Source organism: Acinetobacter sp. AS167 (genome assembly GCF_037152175.1).
Classification (GTDB): domain Bacteria; phylum Pseudomonadota; class Gammaproteobacteria; order Pseudomonadales; family Moraxellaceae; genus Acinetobacter.
The window spans coordinates 318,060-337,749 of sequence record NZ_JBBCMP010000004.1 but is presented as its reverse complement, the minus strand read 5'-3'; the positions used below and the strand labels follow the sequence as shown (position 1 = coordinate 337,749).

The 19,690-nt window shown below is 41.4% G+C and carries 15 protein-coding genes; 13 read left to right on the top strand and 2 right to left on the bottom strand.

Features of this window, described 5'->3' with window-relative positions:
• Positions 1-3 precede the first annotated feature (3 nt).
• Complete coding sequence (locus WFN33_RS10250; RefSeq protein ID WP_336952993.1) at positions 4-2,874, bottom strand: ribonucleoside-diphosphate reductase subunit alpha; 2,871 nt, start codon at positions 2,872-2,874, stop codon at positions 4-6.
• Between the two features lie 555 nt (positions 2,875-3,429).
• On the opposite strand from WFN33_RS10250, the gene bfmR reads away from it, so the two are divergent.
• Together bfmR and bfmS are read left to right on the top strand one after the other, a co-directional pair.
• Positions 3,430-4,143 carry a response regulator transcription factor BfmR gene (gene bfmR, locus WFN33_RS10245; protein WP_004722855.1) on the top strand — a complete coding sequence of 238 codons (714 nt, stop codon included), beginning with the start codon at positions 3,430-3,432 and terminating at the stop codon, positions 4,141-4,143.
• Between the two features lie 64 nt (positions 4,144-4,207).
• Entirely contained in the window at positions 4,208-5,836 is a 1,629-nt protein-coding gene (gene bfmS, locus WFN33_RS10240) for a sensor histidine kinase BfmS (protein ID WP_336952955.1), read from the top strand.
• A 667-nt stretch (positions 5,837-6,503) separates the two neighbouring features.
• On the opposite strand, the gene WFN33_RS10235 is transcribed toward bfmS, so the two are convergent.
• Entirely contained in the window at positions 6,504-6,854 is a 351-nt protein-coding gene (locus tag WFN33_RS10235) for a hypothetical protein (protein ID WP_336952954.1), read from the bottom strand.
• Positions 6,855-7,742: 888 nt separating this feature from the next.
• Here WFN33_RS10235 and WFN33_RS10230 point away from each other — a divergent pair.
• The 11 genes from WFN33_RS10230 (at position 7,743) to nuoL (ending at position 19,687) form a co-directional block, all read left to right on the top strand.
• The gene (locus WFN33_RS10230) at positions 7,743-8,291 is read left to right on the top strand and encodes an NADH-quinone oxidoreductase subunit A (protein WP_004722844.1); all 549 of its coding nucleotides are present in this window, start codon (positions 7,743-7,745) and stop codon (positions 8,289-8,291) included.
• Positions 8,292-8,298: 7 nt separating this feature from the next.
• Entirely contained in the window at positions 8,299-8,976 is a 678-nt protein-coding gene (locus WFN33_RS10225) for a NuoB/complex I 20 kDa subunit family protein (RefSeq protein WP_004722842.1), read from the top strand.
• Between the two features lie 86 nt (positions 8,977-9,062).
• Positions 9,063-10,850, top strand: a complete 1,788-nt coding sequence (gene nuoC / locus WFN33_RS10220; RefSeq protein WP_336952953.1) for an NADH-quinone oxidoreductase subunit C/D — start codon at positions 9,063-9,065, stop codon at positions 10,848-10,850.
• A 14-nt stretch (positions 10,851-10,864) separates the two neighbouring features.
• Positions 10,865-11,374, top strand: coding sequence for an NADH-quinone oxidoreductase subunit NuoE (gene nuoE, locus WFN33_RS10215; protein WP_004722839.1), 510 nt, complete (start codon positions 10,865-10,867; stop codon positions 11,372-11,374).
• Entirely contained in the window at positions 11,371-12,702 is a 1,332-nt protein-coding gene (gene nuoF, locus WFN33_RS10210; protein WP_004722838.1) for an NADH-quinone oxidoreductase subunit NuoF, read from the top strand. Before nuoE ends, nuoF begins: the two co-directional genes overlap by 4 nt.
• Positions 12,703-12,713: 11 nt before the next feature.
• Positions 12,714-15,398, top strand: coding sequence for an NADH-quinone oxidoreductase subunit NuoG (gene nuoG / locus WFN33_RS10205; RefSeq protein WP_336952952.1), 2,685 nt, complete (start codon positions 12,714-12,716; stop codon positions 15,396-15,398).
• 2 nt (positions 15,399-15,400) lie between these two features.
• Positions 15,401-16,414, top strand: coding sequence for an NADH-quinone oxidoreductase subunit NuoH (nuoH, locus tag WFN33_RS10200; protein ID WP_336952951.1), 1,014 nt, complete (start codon positions 15,401-15,403; stop codon positions 16,412-16,414).
• 18 nt (positions 16,415-16,432) lie between these two features.
• A complete protein-coding gene (gene nuoI / locus WFN33_RS10195; protein WP_004722835.1) occupies positions 16,433-16,975 on the top strand; it encodes an NADH-quinone oxidoreductase subunit NuoI in 543 nt (180 codons plus the stop codon).
• Positions 16,975-17,493: an NADH-quinone oxidoreductase subunit J gene (gene nuoJ, locus WFN33_RS10190; protein WP_336952992.1), complete on the top strand. Its 519-nt coding sequence runs from the start codon at positions 16,975-16,977 to the stop codon at positions 17,491-17,493. The genes nuoI and nuoJ overlap by 1 nt, the downstream gene beginning before the upstream one ends.
• A complete protein-coding gene (gene nuoK / locus WFN33_RS10185) occupies positions 17,493-17,801 on the top strand; it encodes an NADH-quinone oxidoreductase subunit NuoK (RefSeq protein ID WP_004722831.1) in 309 nt (102 codons plus the stop codon). Before nuoJ ends, nuoK begins: the two co-directional genes overlap by 1 nt.
• Positions 17,798-19,687, top strand: coding sequence for an NADH-quinone oxidoreductase subunit L (gene nuoL, locus WFN33_RS10180; protein ID WP_336952950.1), 1,890 nt, complete (start codon positions 17,798-17,800; stop codon positions 19,685-19,687). The genes nuoK and nuoL overlap by 4 nt, the downstream gene beginning before the upstream one ends.
• Positions 19,688-19,690 lie beyond the last annotated feature (3 nt).

Sequence of the window (19,690 nt, the reverse complement as noted above, 5' to 3'; positions counted from 1 at the left end):
TACTTACTGACAAGCCTCACAATCTGGATTGTCGATTGAACATGCTTGTGGTACTGGTGCTGCTTGAGCGAAACCATCTTCTTCAGCAGGCGTTTCAGGTTTAGTTTCTTGAGTAACCACAGCCACTGGTGCAGCAACAGTTGTTGCTTTTACTGCGTTTAAAGCACCCGTGTTAATGGTTGATTTTTCCGCAGAGGTTGCACCTAATGCACGGAGGTAATAAGTTGTTTTAAGACCACGTAACCAAGCCATCTTATAAGTGATGTCTAGTTTCTTACCATTTGCACCAGCGATATAAAGGTTCAATGACTGTGCTTGGTCGATCCATTTTTGACGACGTGATGCAGCATCTACGATCCAACGTGTATCTACTTCAAATGCAGTCGCAAAAATTGCTTTTAACTCTTCAGGGATACGTGCAATTTTTTGTACTGAACCCTCAAAGTGTTTCAAGTCGTTAACCATCACAGAGTCCCAAAGACCACGATCTTTTAACGCACGTACCAAGTACGGGTTGATCACTGTAAATTCACCAGAAAGGTTAGATTTTACATAAAGGTTTTGGAAGGTCGGTTCGATAGACTGTGAAACGCCACAAATATTTGAAATGGTTGCTGTAGGGGCAATCGCCATTACATTTGAGTTACGCATACCATCTTTTTGAACTTTAGTACGTAATGTATCCCAGTCCAAACGTTGAGTACGGTCAACTTCAAACATACGCTCTGGACGTGATTTTGCAACGATATCTAAAGAGTCGATTGGCAGGATACCTTGATCCCACAATGAACCTTTGAATGTTGAATACACACCACGTTCAACAGCAAGGTCGCTTGATGTTTGAATCGCGTAGTAGCTGATCACTTCCATTGATTCATCAGCAAAATCTACCGCTGCATCAGAACCATAACCCATACCCAATTCATATAAAGCATCTTGGAAGCCCATGATACCCATACCGACAGGGCGGTGTTTCATATTTGAATTACGTGCTTGTTCAACTGCGTAGTAGTTGATGTCAATCACGTTGTCGAGCATACGAACAGCAGTTTTAACTGTACGCGCTAATTTTTCACGGTCTAATGCGCCACCTTGAACATGTTGTACAAGGTTGATCGAACCTAAGTTACATACTGCGATTTCATCTTTATTGGTATTTAAAGTGATTTCAGTACATAAGTTAGATGAATGCACTACACCTACGTGTTGTTGTGGTGAACGTAAGTTACATACATCTTTGAATGTGATCCAAGGATGACCTGTTTCAAACAACATTGATAACATTTTGCGCCATAAGTCTTTCGCACGGATTTTCTTATGCAGCATGTTGTTTTCTTTTGCAATGCCTTCGTAGTAAGCATAGCGTTCAGCAAATTCACCGCCAGTTAAATCATGCAAATCAGGCGTTTCAGATGGTGTGAACAGTGTCCATTCAGCGTCTTCAATCACACGTTGCATAAACAAATCTGGAACCCAGTTAGCCGTGTTCATGTCGTGAGTACGACGACGATCATCACCAGTGTTTTTACGAAGCTCTAGGAATTCTTCAATGTCCAAGTGCCAAGTTTCTAGGTATGCACATACTGCACCTTTACGTTTACCACCTTGGTTTACTGCAACAGCAGTATCGTTGGCAACTTTAAGGAAAGGTACAACACCTTGTGACTTACCGTTAGTACCTTTGATATATGAGTTCAAGGCACGTACTGGTGTCCAGTCATTACCTAAACCGCCTGCCCATTTAGAAAGAAGGGCATTGTCACGCATCGCACCATAGATGTCATAAAGATCATCTTGAATCGTAGTTAAGTAACAGCTTGACAATTGTGGACGTAATGTACCTGAGTTAAACAGGGTCGGTGTAGACGCCATATAATCGAAGCTAGACAATAAGTCATAGAACTCGATTGCACGATCTTCACGCTGTTCTTCATTTAATGCAAGTCCCATTGAAACACGCATAAAGAACAATTGCGGAAGTTCGAAACGTACATCATTTGAGTGAATGAAGTAACGGTCAAATAAAGTCTGTAAACCTAAATAGGTAAATTGGTTTGAGCGTTCTGGTTTGATTGCAGCTGCCAATTTTGCAAGGTCAAAGTTTAAAAGCTCAGGAGAGAGAAGCTCAAGCTCGATACCTTTGTTTAAATAAGTTTCGAGCGCATCGCCTTCGATAGTATCTGTAGCTAAACCTAAGAATTTTAAACCTGTCGCAACCAAGTCATCACGTAATAGACGTGCAGTTACATAAGTATAGTTTGGTTCTTGTTCGATACGGGTACGTGTCGCCATCATCATCGTGGTTGAGATGTCTGACTGTTTTACACCGTTATATAAGTTTTTAACTGTTTCATCGACAATGGCTTGAACATTGATGCCTTCTAAGCCTTCACTTGCTTTTTCAATCGTGGCTTGAAGTTTGCTCAAATCTAGAGGCTGAAGCTGACCGTTCGCATCTGTGATTTGTAAGGTTGGGTGATGATGAGCACCAGTTTGTTTACGTGCATCAGAACGTTGTTCACGATAGATTACATATGCACGTGCAACTTTTTGTTCACCTGTACGCATAAGCGCCAATTCAACTTGGTCTTGAATTTCTTCAATATGAATTGTTCCGCCAGAAGGTAAACGACGATTAAAAGTATTCATCACCATCTCTGTTAGCTGAGTGATGCGATCATGAATACGGCTTGAATCTGCACTTTGTTGACCTTCTACAGCCAAAAAAGCTTTACCAATTGCTACAGAGATTTTATCTGCATCAAAAGCGGCAACATCACCAGTGCGTTTAATCACTTGTAGTTGACCTGGGGTTGTAATGGCGTTCATTGTCAGCGTAGCTCCATTGTCATCATTGTTATGTTTATGGACCATTTGAATCGTACAAACTGCAAAATTTGTTGTCACGATGTTTGAGGACTAAACACAATACTTAGTGGTTTAATTTAATTTAGAACACAAGATACGGTAATTTTAAGGGTAGATCAATATTGACATTTCAAGAATATTTTATCCGTGAAAAGTAAATTTTTATTTGCATCTTTTTGCCTCAAAGTGTCATTTTTGTTATATGCCTTATGAGACAAGCACATAGCATAGCAAAGACTCAGTAGAGTGCTTATAGATAAGTGTGTGGATAACTAAAAAAACGATAAACTGATGAGACAGAATATGAACAATGAAATATTTTGTATAAAAATTAGTCCAGCTATTGATTGTCTTAGAGAAATTTAAAAATGATGTGTATTGAATTTATAAAACTGCCTACAATTCAATAGTTAATAAAAATATAACAAATTGATACGCTCATGTATCAGTTTGGTGAATGAGGTCTTGTTTACATTGTAAACGTGTGTATATTGCAAAACATAGTGTGTTGAATCTGCGAGCTTTGTAGCAGACTCCAAAATCAAATATAGGGGCAAATAGATGAGCCAAGAAGAAAAGTTACCAAAGATTCTGATTGTTGAAGATGACGAGCGCCTAGCTCGCTTAACTCAGGAATACTTAATTCGTAATGGATTAGAAGTTGGGGTAGAACCAGATGGTAACCGTGCGATTCGCCGCATTATTGCTGAACAACCAGACTTGGTTGTATTGGATGTGATGTTGCCGGGTGCAGATGGTTTAACCGTTTGTCGTGAAGTTCGTCCACATTATCATCAACCGATTTTGATGTTGACTGCACGTACCGAAGATATGGACCAAGTTCTTGGTCTAGAAATGGGTGCAGATGACTACGTTGCAAAACCTGTTCAACCGCGTGTACTGCTTGCGCGTATCCGTGCGCTATTACGTCGTACAGATAAAGCGCCTGAAGATGAAGTTGCACAACGTATTGAATTTGACGATCTTGTGATCGACAATGGCGGTCGTTCAGTGACACTCAATGGTGAGTTGGTTGACTTCACCAGTGCTGAGTATGATTTACTTTGGTTGTTGGCATCCAATGCAGGCCGTATCTTATCGCGTGAAGACATCTTTGAACGTCTCCGTGGTATTGAATATGATGGTCAAGACCGTTCGATTGACGTACGTATTTCACGTATTCGTCCAAAAATTGGTGATGATCCTGAAAACCCGAAACGTATTAAAACTGTACGTAGTAAAGGTTATTTGTTTGTTAAAGAGACTGGTCTATAAACGATGGGTCGGTCATCCAAGATGCTTGTCCATCACCGGACAAGCATAAAGAAGGTTAGTTTGCGTGTCTAAACACAGTATATTTTTGCGCATCTATGCAGGATTAGTCATTCTTGTTGTGTTGGTTGCCTTGTTTGGATATTTACTTGTCCAAATAATTAATTATCAACGTGCGCAGGAATATCGTGAGTCTCTCACAGATGGAATTTCATTTGTGATTAGTGAGGGTGTGGCACGTCAGCAAACTGAGCAGCAGCGTCTAGATTGGATTTCAGATGCTTCTGATTTGTTAGAGCTTCCCATTTATTATCTCGAAGCAAGAAAGGTTGATTTATCTCGTACTGAAGAAAAACGCATAGAAAATCAAAAAGCGGTGGTGCGTTATGATGCAGAACAAGGGATTGCTTATCTAGTTTTAGGGATCAGAAACGATCCAAAGCATTATTTATATATCAAAGTCGACCAAATCGGCGAACGCCAAATGAAGGCGCTTCCTGTGTTCATTCTGGATTATTTGGTTTATTATCCCGGTCAAGAACAAGAATATCTTAAAAAAATTCAACAACATTTTTCCTATCATGTAGGTGTTGAAAAGATTTCTCAACTCAATCTCGATTCAGAGCAAATTGGACGTTTAAGATCAGATCAAAGTGTAATTTTATGGCGTGACAGTGCAACTGTACGTGGTACAACCATTTCGATTGTTTCTCCATTGCCAAATTCGCCTACAGATGTCTTGGTGCTGGGACCTGTTCCAATGTTTAACTGGATGCCTGTTAAATTGGCTGCTGGAATAACATTGTTGAGTATGTTCTTGCTGTGTTTGGGGGTGTATGGCTTGATTGTGCCAATGCAACGCAAGTTGAAACAGGTGAATGAAGCCTTGGATGTGATGAGAACAGGGGATATGTCGCAACGTGTACCTGTTGAAGGTTATGACGAGATGGCAAGTCTGGCCACCAGTTATAACAGCATGTCTGATCATATACAGCGTTTGATTGAAGCACAGCGTGAGTTAATGCGTGCTGTATCGCATGAGTTACGTACACCTGTAGCGCGAATCCGTTTTGGTATGGAAATGCTGGCAGACGAAGATGACCATGAGTATCGTTTGCAACAGGTCGAGATGATTGATAAAGACATCGAAGCGTTAAATACACTGATTGATGAAATCATGACTTATGCGAAATTAGAGCAAGGTACACCTTCTTTAGATTTTGAAAAAATTGTATTGATTGATGTATTAAAGCAGGTTGCAGTAGAAACAGAAGCATTAAAAACCCAAAAGATTATCCACCTCAACCCACTTTCATCTGATGTGATTGTCGATGCAGAACGTCGTTATTTACATCGAGTTGTACAAAACTTGGTGGGGAATGCGATACGTTATTGTGATCATCAGGTCAATATTAGTGGTGGTGTTAATCACCAGACTAGTATGGCTTATGTCTGTGTGGAAGATGATGGCCCTGGGATTCCAGAGGAAGACCGTAAACGTGTATTTGAGGCATTTGCACGTTTAGATGATAGCCGTACCCGTGCTTCAGGTGGTTATGGTTTAGGACTTTCAATTGTGAGTCGTATTGCGTATTGGTTTGGTGGGACGATTGAAGTCGATCAAAGCTCAGATTTGGGTGGTGCAAGATTTACCATGTCTTGGCCGGTAGAGCGCTTTAAAAAGAAAAAAGTTTAGACGTTAAATCGTGCCATTAAAATATATGATTAAGATTCATTCGATTTATTTTATCAGTCATCTTTAAAGCCATCATTTAAGATAAAACTACTTTCATCCTTTCCTTTATTCAGAGGAAGGGATGGGGCTTTCAATATGATTTAATTTTCTATAATTATTTTTGATTTATAGTTAAACCACCTAATTATTTATACCAGTGATTTTTATCGGCTGATTGATCAGAAATGAAGCTTATGTTTTTGTATATACTTTTAGAAACTATTGGTTATCAATTGGTTTGCTGTACTTTTGAATCATAGATGGTTGTTCTATCGTGTGGCGACATGGATGTCTCTCCTTGTGCTGAGGAATACGGGGGTATAGGACGAACCCCTTGCTTATGAGCAAAAACAAAGCACTGCTTTGTTTGTGACGTAAGGTTTGGCATCCCCTACGCAAAGGTATTTAAACTTTGAATGTAATATGAGGTATTGCAAGCTTTTTTATAATTAAAAAATTTTTTATGTAATTGATTTATTTAGAAAATATTAATTAATAGAAATTCTATTCTAGTGCTTGAGTTTTTTGATAGGCTGACTATATAAAAAAATCTATTGTTAAACTCAATAAAAAAACCACCGAAAATTTTCGGTGGTTTTTTATGTCTGGCTGTTGCTCAGTCTAGATCCTATTGTTGAAGCGTTGCATCAGGCGCAATGATTGGCTTGCTGTCTCGCAATGCTTGTAATGCATCATGATTAAAATCAATCAATAAGCTGTTTTGTTCAGCGTCAATTTTATAACTGCTAATGATTTTTTGATCACCTTGAATGGTGTCAATACGATATTCATCCGCGATATTTAAAATCCCTTCTAGATTTGTTGTGGTTGCGGCAAGATCTTGGCGGAACAGCTCATACACATCTCTTAGATCAAAAATGGCATTTTGTGCATCAACGTGTTTTTTGACATAATTTTCAATATGACGAATCAGTAATTGTGCAAATAAAAAATAGTTTGGCTTGCTGCTGAATTCCATCTTGTTTTACCCCTAAATTTTTGATTTAAAGTTGTTCATATTGAATAGCATATACATAAAAGTGGTTCAATGTGTATAGGCTCTGTAGACAATTCGTCTAAGTTTGCGACAACGAACACCTTTTTCTGTAATTGGGTGCTAAATATACAATTTACTGATTTAAGCGACGATAAGTTATTCACCTTTCAAATGGCTTTAGTTTTGGAAAACTTGGGTTTGTTGTATATGCGAAAAATGACATGATCGACAGTGCTGACTGTTTTGAAAATTCAAATCAGAAAATCATAAGAGGGCACAAGGTAGGTCAAAAGTAGGCATTGGGCATTTGGCGTTGGATGGTTTAAGGCGGGTTATTTCATTGAAATAAGTTGGTTTTGATAATAGTAAAGTATAAAAAATTATAAATAACTTTGTAATATTTAAAAATTATCACAATAAGATAATTTTTATCACTTGATTGATCTAATGTGACTATTTTACCACATAGAATGTAACAAAATATTTTAGATGGTAAATCCTTATATTTGTAGAAATTAGCCAATTAAATCGCAGAAATACATGCATAAATCATGGCTTTTACTTGGGCTGAATCGGATTAAGCTACTGATTTGTCATTTTTAATTCATGATTAAAAAATAAACTTCGGAAAAACTAATAAGAATAGGGATAGAAATTTGATAAAACGATAAGTCAGCGCTGTATCGCTGTGAATCAGGAAAAAAGATGGTTTTTGTCTAAAAAATCATCCGAAAGACTTAGAGCTATTAACTAGCAACAGATGACATCAATCGGGTACAATTGACCAGATTTATTTTGTGTTTGGTGTATTTGCAAGGCCAATACATACATTCTTTGTTAAATAATAGGCCTGCCAGGAGTTATCCCCGCATGAGTGCCATTACTCCATACGATTGGGCAATCATTGCCTTCGTGATCGGCGTGACATTTTTATGTGTCTTTATGCTCACCGTTCCTTTGCTCCTTGGGGGTAAATCATGGGGACGTGCGAAGCAAGAGCAATTTGAATCAGGTGTGGTTAGTGCTGGTGGTGCACGTATCCGCTTGTCTGCGAAGTTCTACCTTGTTGCAATCTTCTTTGTTGTATTCGATTTGGAAGCCCTCTATTTATATGCATGGGCGACATCTGTACGTGAAGTAGGTTGGGTTGGGTTTTCAGCTGCAGCTGTATTTATTTTAGTTTTACTCGTTGGTTTGATTTATGAATTATCTACAGGTGCATTGAACTGGTCACCTTCAGATAAACGTAAAATCGCAGGGATTAAACCTAAAATTGGTTCACCAAATATGGACCTTGCAGAAATTACTCGCTTCAATTCAATTGAAGAGTTGGTGATGGATCCTACAGGAACTATTCCAGCTCAATCTTCTGGTCGTGTGAAAGATAAAACACCGACCATGTCTCTGAACAAGGAGTAACTCGGGAATGAAATATACTTTAACCCGTGCGAATCCAGAAGCTGAACAATATCCGCTTCAAGATCGTCAAATTGTGACAGATCCACTTGAAGAAGAAGTGAATAAAAATGTGTTCATGACTCGCTTAGAGGATGTGGTACACACAGCTGTAAACTGGGGCCGTAAAAACTCAATATGGCCTTTTAACTTTGGTACATCTTGCTGCTACGTTGAATATGCAACCACGTTAACCGGTGTGCATGACTTGTCACGCTTTGGTGCCGAGGTTATTCGTGCTTCGCCACGTCAGGCAGATTTGATGATTGTTGCAGGGACTTGCTTTGTTAAAATGGCGCCTGTAATTCAACGTTTGTATGAACAAATGCTTGAGCCTAAATGGGTGATTTCAATGGGTGCTTGTGCAAACTCTGGTGGTATGTACGACATCTATTCTGTTGTACAAGGTGTGGATAAAATCATTCCTGTTGACGTGTACGTTCCAGGTTGCCCACCACGTCCAGAAGCATTGATTCAAGCCTTGATGTTATTGCAAGACCAAATTCAATTAGAACGTCGTCCGCTCTCTGCGGTAATCGGTGATGATCTTCAGCCAGTGTATAAGCCAAAGATGATGCCAGAACGCGACCGTAAGAACGCTGAACGTATTGCAGTGAAAAACTTACGCTCTATGGATGAAATTGAGTAATTTTTTCTGATGAATATTTGACATATCTGATGGATATGGTCATCAGGGAATTTGACAGAATTTGTATTAAATAGGAAGCCAAGCCAATGGCTGAAACTGAAATTGCTATGCCAGAATCGACTCCAGTTGATTCCCGCCCAGCATTTGCAATTGTAGAAGATCTCAAAGCCAAATTTGGCGAGAACTTTTACGTGCAACCGACGTTTGAAGATTTTCCGACGGTCTGGGTTGAGCGCGCACGTGTACAAGAAGTTCTAATGTACTTGCGTAAAGTACCACGTCCTTATGTGATGCTGTTTGACTTATCTGCGGTCGATGAACGTTTGCGTAACAACCGTGATGGTTTACCTGCATCTGATTTCACAGTGTTCTATCACTTACTTTCATTAGAACGTAATAGTGATATTCGTATCAAAGTGGCGTTGAGTGAGAACGATATTAACGTTCCAACGGCGACCAATATTTGGCCAAATGCCAATTGGTACGAGCGTGAAGCTTACGATATGTTTGGGATCAATTTCGAAGGGCATCCAATGCTTCGTCGTATCTTGTTGCCAACCTATTGGGAAGGTCATCCACTGCGTAAAGAATATTCTGCACGTGCGACTGAATATACACCGTATATGCAAGACAAGGCTAAACAAGATTTCGAACAAGAACATCTTCGTTTCGTTCCAGAAGATTGGGGTCTAACACGCGGTAACGCGGATGAAGACTTTATGTTCTTGAACTTAGGTCCTAACCATCCATCTGCGCATGGTGCATTCCGTGTGATTTTGCAGCTTGATGGCGAAGAAGTGAAAGATTGTGTGCCTGATATTGGCTATCACCACCGTGGTGTGGAAAAGATGGCTGAACGTCAAACTTGGCATTCATTTATTCCATATACAGACCGCGTTGACTACTTAGGTGGTTGTGCGCAAAACATGCCTTATGTCATGGGTGTTGAACAACTTGCAGGGATTACCGTTCCTGATCGTGCACAATGTATCCGTGTCATGATGTCTGAATTATTCCGTATCAATAACCATTTATTGTATATCGGTACTGCGATTCAGGATGCTGGTGGTATGACACCAGTATTCTATATGTTTGCGGATCGTCAAAAAATCTATGACGCAATTGAAGCGATCACAGGTTTCCGTATGCACCCAGCATGGTTCCGTATTGGCGGGACAGCACATGACCTTCCAAACAACTGGCAAAAACTGATTCGTGAAATTCTCGAATGGATGCCAAAACGTTTGAAGGAATATCATACTGCTGCGCTGAAAAACTCAGTATTTGTGGGGCGTACCCGTAATGTTGCGCAATACGATGCTAAATCGGCATTGGCTTGGGGTGTAACAGGTACAGGTTTACGCGCAACAGGTATTGATTTTGATGTTCGTAAATATCGTCCATACAGTGGTTATGAAAATTACGACTTTGAAGTGCCGTTAGAGTATGAAGGCGATGCTTACGCACGTGTGATGGTTCACTATCGCGAAATCGAAGAGTCATTAAAAATCGTCAAACAGTGTTTGGATAATATGCCTTCTGGTCCTTATAAAGCGGATCATCCATTGGCAGTTCCACCACCAAAAGATAAGACTTTACAAGATATTGAAACTTTGATTACGCATTTCTTGAGCGTGTCATGGGGTCCTGTAATGCCAGCTGGTGAAGCCTCTGTAATGGCAGAAGTGGTGAAAGGTGCATCTAACTATTACTTGACTTCAGATAAGTCAACGATGAGTTACCGTACACGTATTCGTACACCTACTTTTACCCACTTGCAGCAAATTCCTTCCGTGATTAACGGCAGTCTTGTATCTGACTTGATCATTTATTTAGCGACAATTGACGTCGTTATGGCTGACGTGGATCGCTAAGGGGTAAACGCATTATGATGATTTTGACTGATAAAAAGCCACGTGTGAATGTCGAAGGGATTCTGACTAGCGAAGAAATCCATGAAATTGAACATCACATGGGTCACTACCCATACCCACGCGCAGCGTCTTTGGATGCTTTAAAGTGTGTACAGCGCCGTAATGGTTGGGTGGATGACGCGCAGTTACATGCAATTGCTCAATTATTGACAATTACAACTGCGGATTTAGAAGGTGTTGCAACATTCTATAACCGTATATACCGTCAGCCTGTAGGTCGTCACGTAATTTTATTATGTGATTCGATTGCATGTTTCTTGATGGGTGCGGAAACTTTAGCAGAAGCTTTCCAACGTGAACTGGGTATCCAATTTGGTCAAACGACAGCTGATGGTCGTTTTACTTTATTGCCGATCTGCTGTCTAGGGAACTGTGACAAAGGTCCAACCCTGATGATCGATGAAGATACACACGGTTTGGTTGAAGTGACTTCTGTGAAACAGTTATTGGAGAAGTATGTATGAATACCGAACCAAGACCAATTTATGGCGAAGGAAACCCTGAAACTCACCCATTAACATGGCGTTTGAGTAAACAGGAATTTGTTCGTAGTGCTGATGACTATGAAGCTTTAGAAGGCTATGCAGGCTTTAAAAAAGCGCTTTCTATGCCACCTAAAGACGTTCTTGAAGTCATTAAAGCAGCGACTGTAAAAGGTCGTGGTGGTGCAGGTTTCCCAGCAGGGATTAAATGGTCATTGATGGCACCCAATGATGGTGGTCCTCGTTACCTAATCTGTAATGCCGATGAAATGGAACCGGGAACATTCAAAGACCGTTTATTGATGGAAAAACTTCCACATCAATTGATCGAAGGGATGTTGATTGCAGGTTATACCCTAGAAGCGACTCAGGGTTATATCTTCATTCGCGGTGAATACATTGAAGCTGCACAATACTTAAATGAAGCTTTAGAACAAGTGCGTGCTAAAGGTTATTTGGGTGACAACATCTTAGGCACAGGTTGGAATTTTGACCTGCATGTGCATACCGGCGCGGGTCGTTATATCTGTGGTGAAGAAACTGCATTGATTAACTCACTCGAAGGTCGTCGTGCAAACCCACGTACTAAGCCGCCATTCCCACAAGTTGCAGGTGCATGGGGCCGTCCGACTATCGTAAACAACGTAGAAACCTATAACAACTTACCAGCAATTATGTTGCGTGGGCCTGAGTGGTATATCGGTTTGTCTGCGGGTAAATCTAAAGATCCAGGCACTAAAATTTATGGTGCATCAGGTAAAGTGACTTTCCCTGGTCTTTGGGAATTACCGTTTGGTACGACTGCACGTGAAGTGATTGAAGACTATGCTGGCGGTATGCGCGATGGTCTTAAACTGAAAGCATGGTTACCGGGTGGGGCATCGACTGACTTCTTGGCTGCTGAACACATTGATCTTCCAATGGATTCAGAAAGCATTATGAAAGCTGGTTCTCGTCTAGGTACATGTTTGTTAATGGTCGTTGATGAAACCCAGTGTATGGTTTCTGCAACGCGTAACTTAGAAGAATTCTTTGCACGTGAATCATGTGGATTCTGTACGCCATGCCGTGATGGTTTACCTTGGGCGGTCAAAGCACTTGTCGCAATTGAGAAAGGTGAAGGGAAGATGGAAGACATTCAACATCTTCAAGAACTGACTCGCAAATTGTGGATTGGTAAAACATTCTGTGCTCACGCGCCAGGTGCGATGGAACCATTGATGGGTGCACTCAAATATTTCCGTAGCGAGTTTGAAGCTAAAGTGACAGATCGTCCTGTAGCCCAAGCCAGCCACGTAGAACAAGTTTAAGGAATTCGACTATGGCTACAATTCATGTCGATGGAAAATCGTATGAAGTCAATGGCTCGGAAAACTTGCTACAAGCATGTTTGAGTCTTGGCATCGACATCCCATATTTTTGTTGGCATCCAGCTTTAGGTTCTGTCGGTTCTTGCCGTCAATGTGCTGTTACTCAATATGCGAATCCAGAAGATACTCGTGGTCGCTTAGTAATGTCATGTATGACTCCTGCATCTGACAATACCTTTATTTCGATTGAAGACAAAGAAGCAAAAGATTTCCGTGAATCGATTGTGGAATTCTTAATGACCAACCACCCACACGACTGTCCAGTCTGTGAAGAGGGTGGTCACTGTCATTTACAAGATATGACAGTAATGACGCAACATGATCGTCGTCGTTATCGTTTTACCAAACGTACGCATCACAACCAAGAGTTGGGTTCTTTCATTGCACATGAGATGAACCGTTGTATCGCATGTTACCGTTGTGTTCGTTACTACAACGATTATGCCGGTGGTACAGACTTTGGTGTTTATGCCAATGCATCACGTGTCTACTTCGGTCGTCCAGAATCAGGCACTTTAGAGTCTGAGTTCTCTGGTAACTTGACTGAAGTGTGCCCAACAGGTGTATTTACCGATAAAACTCATTCGGCACGTTATAACCGTAAGTGGGACATGCAGTATGCGCCTAGCGTATGCCAAGGCTGTTCTTCTGGTTGTAACATCTCTCCGGGTGAGCGTTATGGCGAATTACGTCGTGTAGAAAACCGTTTCAATGGTGACGTTAACCAATATTTCCTTTGCGATAAAGGTCGTTTTGGTACGGGTTATGTGAACCGTGAAGATCGTCCACGTCAGCCACAATTCCGTGCTGCAACAGAAGTTAAAACTGTTTCTGTTGATGTGGCACTGGATTCAGTGATTGAAAATGTTCAAGGCAAAAAAGTCTTGGGTATTGGTTCTCCACGTGCATCATTAGAATCAAACTACGCGTTGCGTGAGTTGGTTGGCCAAGAAAATTATTCAACAGGTCTTTCTCAAAAAGAACAGAGCTTGGTTGAACTTGCTGCATCGATTATGCAAGCTGAGGGCGTTTACAACCCGAGTATGCGTGAAATCGAAAGCTATGATGCAGTCTTGATCTTGGGTGAAGACTTAACACAAACTGCACCACGTATGGCATTGTCTGTTCGCCAAGCTGCGAAAAATAAAGCCAAACAAATGGCTGCAGACCGCCGTACCCAAGATTGGTTAGCTGAACCGGTAAAACGTATTGGTCAGGATGCAAATTCTCCAATCTATATCTTGGCTGCAACACAAACACGTTTAGCTGATATTGCTGAGGGTGAAGTTGTTGCTTCTCCAAATGATATTGCACGTTTAGGTTTTGCGATTGCTGCCGGTGTAAACGGTGATGCGATTCTTGGTTTAGATGATGATGCTAAAATATTTGCACAAACCATTGCGGATACGTTAAAAGCTGCGAAAAAACCATTAATCATCTCGGGTACGAGCTTACAAGATGCTGCCATCATGGAAGCTGCTGCACAAGTTGCACAAAACCTAGGTGGAAATGCCGGCTTAACCTTGACAGTTCCAGAAGTGAACTCAATGGGTATGGCTTTGTTTGGTGGTTTAAGCTTAGAACAAGCATTTGCTCAAGATTATGAGTCAATCATTATCGTTGAAAATGATTTGTTCCGCCGTTTACCTGCTGTACAAGTTCAGGCTGCTCTAGACAAAGCGCAAAGCGTGATTGTGCTTGATCACTCTGAAACTGAAACCGTAAAAGCGGCTGATGTCGTCTTGTCTGCTGCAAGCTTTGCAGAAGGCGATGGGACAGTGGTCAGCCAAGAAGGTCGTGCGCAACGCTTCTATCAAGTTTATGACCCAAGCTATTACAAACCAGAATATGCCATCAAAGAATCTTGGCGCTGGTTACATGCCATTGAAACGGGTGTGAAAGGTAAAGCGATCTCATGGACATTGCTTGATGATGTAATTGAGTCTGTGGTCAAAAATGTTCCAGTTCTTGAAGCAATTCAAGATGTTGCACCTGATGCGGGTTACCGTGTTCATGGCTTGAAAATTGCTCGTGAACCACGTCGTTATTCGGGTCGTACTGCAATGCGTGCACCATTAAACGTACATGAACCGAAACAACCTGTCGATGTCGATTCCGCATTAACATTCTCTATGGAAGGTTATGTTGGACCGCAAAATGCATCGTCATTGGTTCCATTTGCATGGGCACCGGGTTGGAACTCACCACAAGCTTGGAATAAATACCAGGATGAAGTGGGTGGTCACCTTAAAGGTGGTGATTCAGGCGTCCGTTTATTTGATCGCTTAGTAAAACGTCCTGCACGTAGCTATGTGGCGCCAACTGCGGTTGTGGCAAATCCAGAGAGTTTCCGTCTAGTTCCAATGCATCATATTTTCGCTTCAGGTGAATTTACGATTAAAACGCCGGTGATGGAATCGCGTATTCCAGAAGCGACTTTTGCCGTGGGCGAGCAAGATGCAGCACGTTTAAATGTTCAAGATGGTCAACAACTGACAGTTAAAGCAGGCGAAACGACGATTAGTCTTCCTGTGCATGTAATTGAATATTTACCAACAGGTTATATCGGTTATCCAGTCGGCCAAGCACCAACAGTTTCACTTGCTGAACCTGTATCTGTAACGGTAGGAGTGTAATCATGAATGAATCTTTACGCGCACTACCGACATGGGCACAAGACTGGCCAATCGCTTATTCAGTGATTCAAGCCATCGTAATTTTGTTGGTTGTGGTTTTACTGGCCGCTTTGATGTCATTTATTGAGCGTCGTTTGCTGGGTTTATGGCAAGACCGTTATGGACCAAACCGTGTTGGTCCTGGCGGGATGTTCCAGATCGTTGCTGACATGTTGAAAATCATGTTCAAAGAAGACTGGACACCAAAGTTTGTAGATAAGTTAACCTTCCGTTTAGCACCAGCAGTAGCAATGGCGACTGCAGTACTGTCATTCATGGTTATTCCTGTTTCACCTTACTTAGGTGTTTCAGACATGAGTATCGGTCTATTGTTTTTTATGGCAATGGCAGGTATTGCAGTATATGCGGTGTTATTTGGTGGTTGGGCATCCAACAACAAATATGCACTATTAGGTGGTCTACGTTCAGCAGCACAAACCATTTCTTATGAAGTCTTTTTAGGGATTTCATTGATGGGTGTGGTGGCAATTGCGGGTTCATTTAACTTGCGTGAAATCGTAGAAGCACAACGTGATGTATGGTTTGTGATTCCACAATTCATTGGTTTCATGATCTTCGTGGTTGCGGGTGTTGCGGTAACGCATCGTCATCCATTTGACCAACCAGAAGCTGAACAAGAATTGGCAGAAGGTTACCATGTCGAATATGGTGGTATGAAATGGGGGATGTTCTTCGTTGCTGAATACGTCAACATCATTCTAATTTCTGCACTGATCGTGACTTTATTCTTTGGCGGTTGGTTAGCACCATTTAATTTAAATATTCCATTCATTCCAGATGCGTTCTGGTTCATTGCGAAAACAGCATTCTTTGTAATGATGTTTGTCTTGGCACGTGGTTCTTTAATGCGTCCACGTTATGACCAAGTTATGAATTTTGGTTGGAAAGTGTGTTTACCACTTGCATTGGTCAACCTTTTGGTGACTGGTGCTGTGATTCTGATGAATCAGGCCTAGGACAGCAGGGAGTACAAAATGTATAAAATTCTAGCTGGCGTAGGATCAATTGTTCGTTCGTTGTGGATGGTGTTTAGCCATGTCACACGCAAACGCGATACGATTTTATATCCAGAAGTGCCAGCCGAACAAATCGTACCTCCACGCTATCGTGGTCGTATCGTATTAACACGTGACCCAGACGGTGAAGAGCGTTGTGTTGCGTGTAACTTATGTGCGGTTGCATGTCCTGTTGGTTGTATTTCATTGCAGAAAGCTGAAAAAGATGATGGACGTTGGTATCCAGAATTTTTCCGCATTAACTTCTCACGCTGCATTTTCTGCGGTATGTGTGAAGAAGCATGTCCAACAACTGCCATTCAGTTAACACCAGATTTTGAGTTAGGCGAATATGTCCGTCAGGATCTTGTTTATGAGAAAGAAAACTTACTCATTTCAGGACCAGGTAAATACCCAGACTACAATTTCTACCGTGTAAGTGGTATGGCAATTGATGGTAAAGAAAAAGGTCAAGCGCAACGTGAAAGTGCGCCTGTAGATGTACGGAGCTTATTACCATGATGTGGCCATTTTATTTAATGGCTCTTGTGGCCATTGTTTCGACGATTCGTGTTGTGACCAACACCAATCCAGTACATGCTTTATTAAGTTTGATCGTTTCTTTACTTGCTGTTGCAGGGATCTTCTTAATCATTGGTGCACCATTTGCAGCTGCACTTGAAGTGATTGTTTATGCGGGTGCGATCATGGTGTTGTTCGTATTCGTAGTAATGATGCTCAACCTTGGTCAACATACAGTTGATCAAGAGCGTAAATGGTTGACTTCAGATGCTTGGGCTTATCCAGCACTCATGAGCTTCTTAATCGGCTTATGTTTGGTTTGGGTATTAGGTTCAGACTACACGCAATCTGGTGCAGTACTTGGAACTCAAGTGATTGGACCTAAAGCAATTGGTCAAGCACTCTTTACCCACTATTTATTATTGGTTGAAGTTGCCGCAATGTTATTGCTTGCAGCATTGGTTGCAGCATTCCACTTAGGCAAACGTGAACCGAGTGCAGCAGAGGATAAACAGTAATGGGCAACATTCCTTTAGAACATGGTTTGATCGTCGCAACTATCCTTTTTGCACTGGGTTTTTACGGTGTAATGGTGCGACGCAACCTATTATTTATGTTAATGAGCCTTGAGATCATGATGAATGCAGCAGCATTGGCATTCGTTGTGGCAGGAAGTGCATGGGCACAACCTGATGGTCAAATTATGTTTATTTTGATCCTCACACTTGCTGCGGCAGAGGCTTGTATCGGTCTAGCGATCGTCCTCCAGTTCTATCATCGCTTCCATCATCTGGATGTAGATGCTGCTAGTGAGATGCGCGGATGAGTTATTTATATTTAACGATTTTATTTCCGCTGATTGGCTTTGCACTTTTAGCGGCAGGACGTAATAAACTTCCTGAAAATGTAGCAGCAATTATTGGTGCGGGTTCTGTTGGCCTTTCTGCTTTATTTGCATTGATTGCAGGCATGGACTTTGTTAAGCAGGGTTCAGTTGCGCAAGCACAGCATTTATGGACTTGGTTCAATGTAGGCGGTTTTGCACCGGGTGTAAGTTTGCATCTTGACGGCTTGTCATTATTAATGATGGGCATGGTGACAGGTGTGGGTTTCCTGATTCACATCTTTGCAACTTGGTACATGCGTGGTGAAGAAGACTTCGCACGTTTCTTCTCATACTTCAACTTATTCGTTGCAAGCATGTTGGTGCTTGTATTGGGTGACAACTTAGCGTTGTTATTCTTAGGTTGGGAAGGCGTAGGTCTGTGTTCTTACCTGTTGATTGGTTATTACTACCAAAACCCTGCAAATGGTTTTGCGGCAATTAAAGCATTTACAGTAACGCGTGTTGGTGATGTATTCTTACTGATCGCATTGTTCTTGCTTTACCAACAATTTGGTACTTTACACATCGGCACGATTGTTGCCAATGCTTCACAAGTTCTGGCACTTGATCATAACTTGGCATTGATCACGTCATTGATGTTGTTCTTGGGTGCAGCTGGTAAATCTGCGCAAATCCCATTACAAACATGGTTGGCAGATGCAATGGCTGGTCCTACACCAGTATCTGCATTGATCCATGCTGCAACAATGGTTACCGCTGGTATCTACTTATGTTGCCGTATGTTCTCTGTATTTGAAATGACACCAGAAGTGATGCAGTTCATTTCGATTACAGGTGCTGTAACATTGTTGGTTGCTGGCTTTGCGGCTTTGGTTCAAACAGATATCAAACGTATTCTGGCTTACTCTACCATGAGTCAGCTCGGTTATATGTTTATGGCTGTGGGTGCAGAAGCGTATCAAGCAGGTCTGTTCCATATGCTTGCACATGCATTCTTTAAGGCATTATTGTTCTTGTCTTCGGGTGCAGTGATCTTGGCTTACCATCATGAACAAAACATCTTTAAAATGGGTGGCTTGTTCTACAAAAACAAATTCTTATTTGCTTGCTTCGCGATTGGTGGTGGTGCACTTGCTGCAATTCCATTTATTACGATCGGCTTCTTCTCTAAAGATGCAATCTTGGGTGCTGTTTGGGCGCAAGGTCAATCTGTGGCATTGTATAACTCATTGTATTGGGTGGGTGTTGCGGGTGCATTCTTAACTTCGATTTATACATTCCGTTTAATTTGGGTTGTATTCTTTGGTGAAGAAAAAACACATTATCACGAAATCAAAGGTGCAACGTATTGGGCGCCTTTAGGTATCTTGGCTGTTCTTTCAACAGGTTTGGCTTACTTCTTAAAAGCGCCAGTGATGAACATTTTAAATGCAGCACATATCCCAGCATTTGAAGTTTCTCAAGCGATTGAAGAAGGGATGCATGGTGCAGAACACCTTGCAGTCGGTATCGCATTGGTCGGTTTAGCTGTAGGTGTGGTGTTATTTGCTTTCGCTTATAAAGCGGTGCAAGGTTTTGCAGCCACTTCATTTGGTGCTGGACTTGCAAATATCTGCCGTAATGCATTTGGTTTCGATTCTTTATACAACCTTGTTTTTGTTCAACCTTATTTACTCATTGCGAAAATTTTAGGTCGTGACCCAGTTGATGGTTTATGGCTGTTATTACCTGCAATCGTAAATAGTGGAAATAAATTTACAAGTACCCGTCAAACAGGTTCATTACGTGAATATGCATCAAGTATGTCACTCGGTGTGGTGGTATTGCTGATGATCTTGATCGTGATTCAGGTAGTGGGGAAATAAGAT

Coding starts and splice junctions, on each gene's coding strand:
- nuoJ (WP_336952992.1), top strand. CDS start 16,975: ATGTGGCCATTTTATTTAATGGCTCTTGTGGCCATTGTTTCGACGATT.
- WFN33_RS10235 (WP_336952954.1), bottom strand. CDS start 6,854: ATGGAATTCAGCAGCAAGCCAAACTATTTTTTATTTGCACAATTACTG.
- nuoL (WP_336952950.1), top strand. CDS start 17,798: ATGAGTTATTTATATTTAACGATTTTATTTCCGCTGATTGGCTTTGCA.
- WFN33_RS10230 (WP_004722844.1), top strand. CDS start 7,743: ATGAGTGCCATTACTCCATACGATTGGGCAATCATTGCCTTCGTGATC.
- nuoH (WP_336952951.1), top strand. CDS start 15,401: ATGAATGAATCTTTACGCGCACTACCGACATGGGCACAAGACTGGCCA.
- nuoC (WP_336952953.1), top strand. CDS start 9,063: ATGGCTGAAACTGAAATTGCTATGCCAGAATCGACTCCAGTTGATTCC.
- nuoE (WP_004722839.1), top strand. CDS start 10,865: ATGATGATTTTGACTGATAAAAAGCCACGTGTGAATGTCGAAGGGATT.
- WFN33_RS10250 (WP_336952993.1), bottom strand. CDS start 2,874: ATGGTCCATAAACATAACAATGATGACAATGGAGCTACGCTGACAATG.
- nuoI (WP_004722835.1), top strand. CDS start 16,433: ATGTATAAAATTCTAGCTGGCGTAGGATCAATTGTTCGTTCGTTGTGG.
- nuoG (WP_336952952.1), top strand. CDS start 12,714: ATGGCTACAATTCATGTCGATGGAAAATCGTATGAAGTCAATGGCTCG.
- nuoF (WP_004722838.1), top strand. CDS start 11,371: ATGAATACCGAACCAAGACCAATTTATGGCGAAGGAAACCCTGAAACT.
- nuoK (WP_004722831.1), top strand. CDS start 17,493: ATGGGCAACATTCCTTTAGAACATGGTTTGATCGTCGCAACTATCCTT.
- WFN33_RS10225 (WP_004722842.1), top strand. CDS start 8,299: ATGAAATATACTTTAACCCGTGCGAATCCAGAAGCTGAACAATATCCG.
- bfmR (WP_004722855.1), top strand. CDS start 3,430: ATGAGCCAAGAAGAAAAGTTACCAAAGATTCTGATTGTTGAAGATGAC.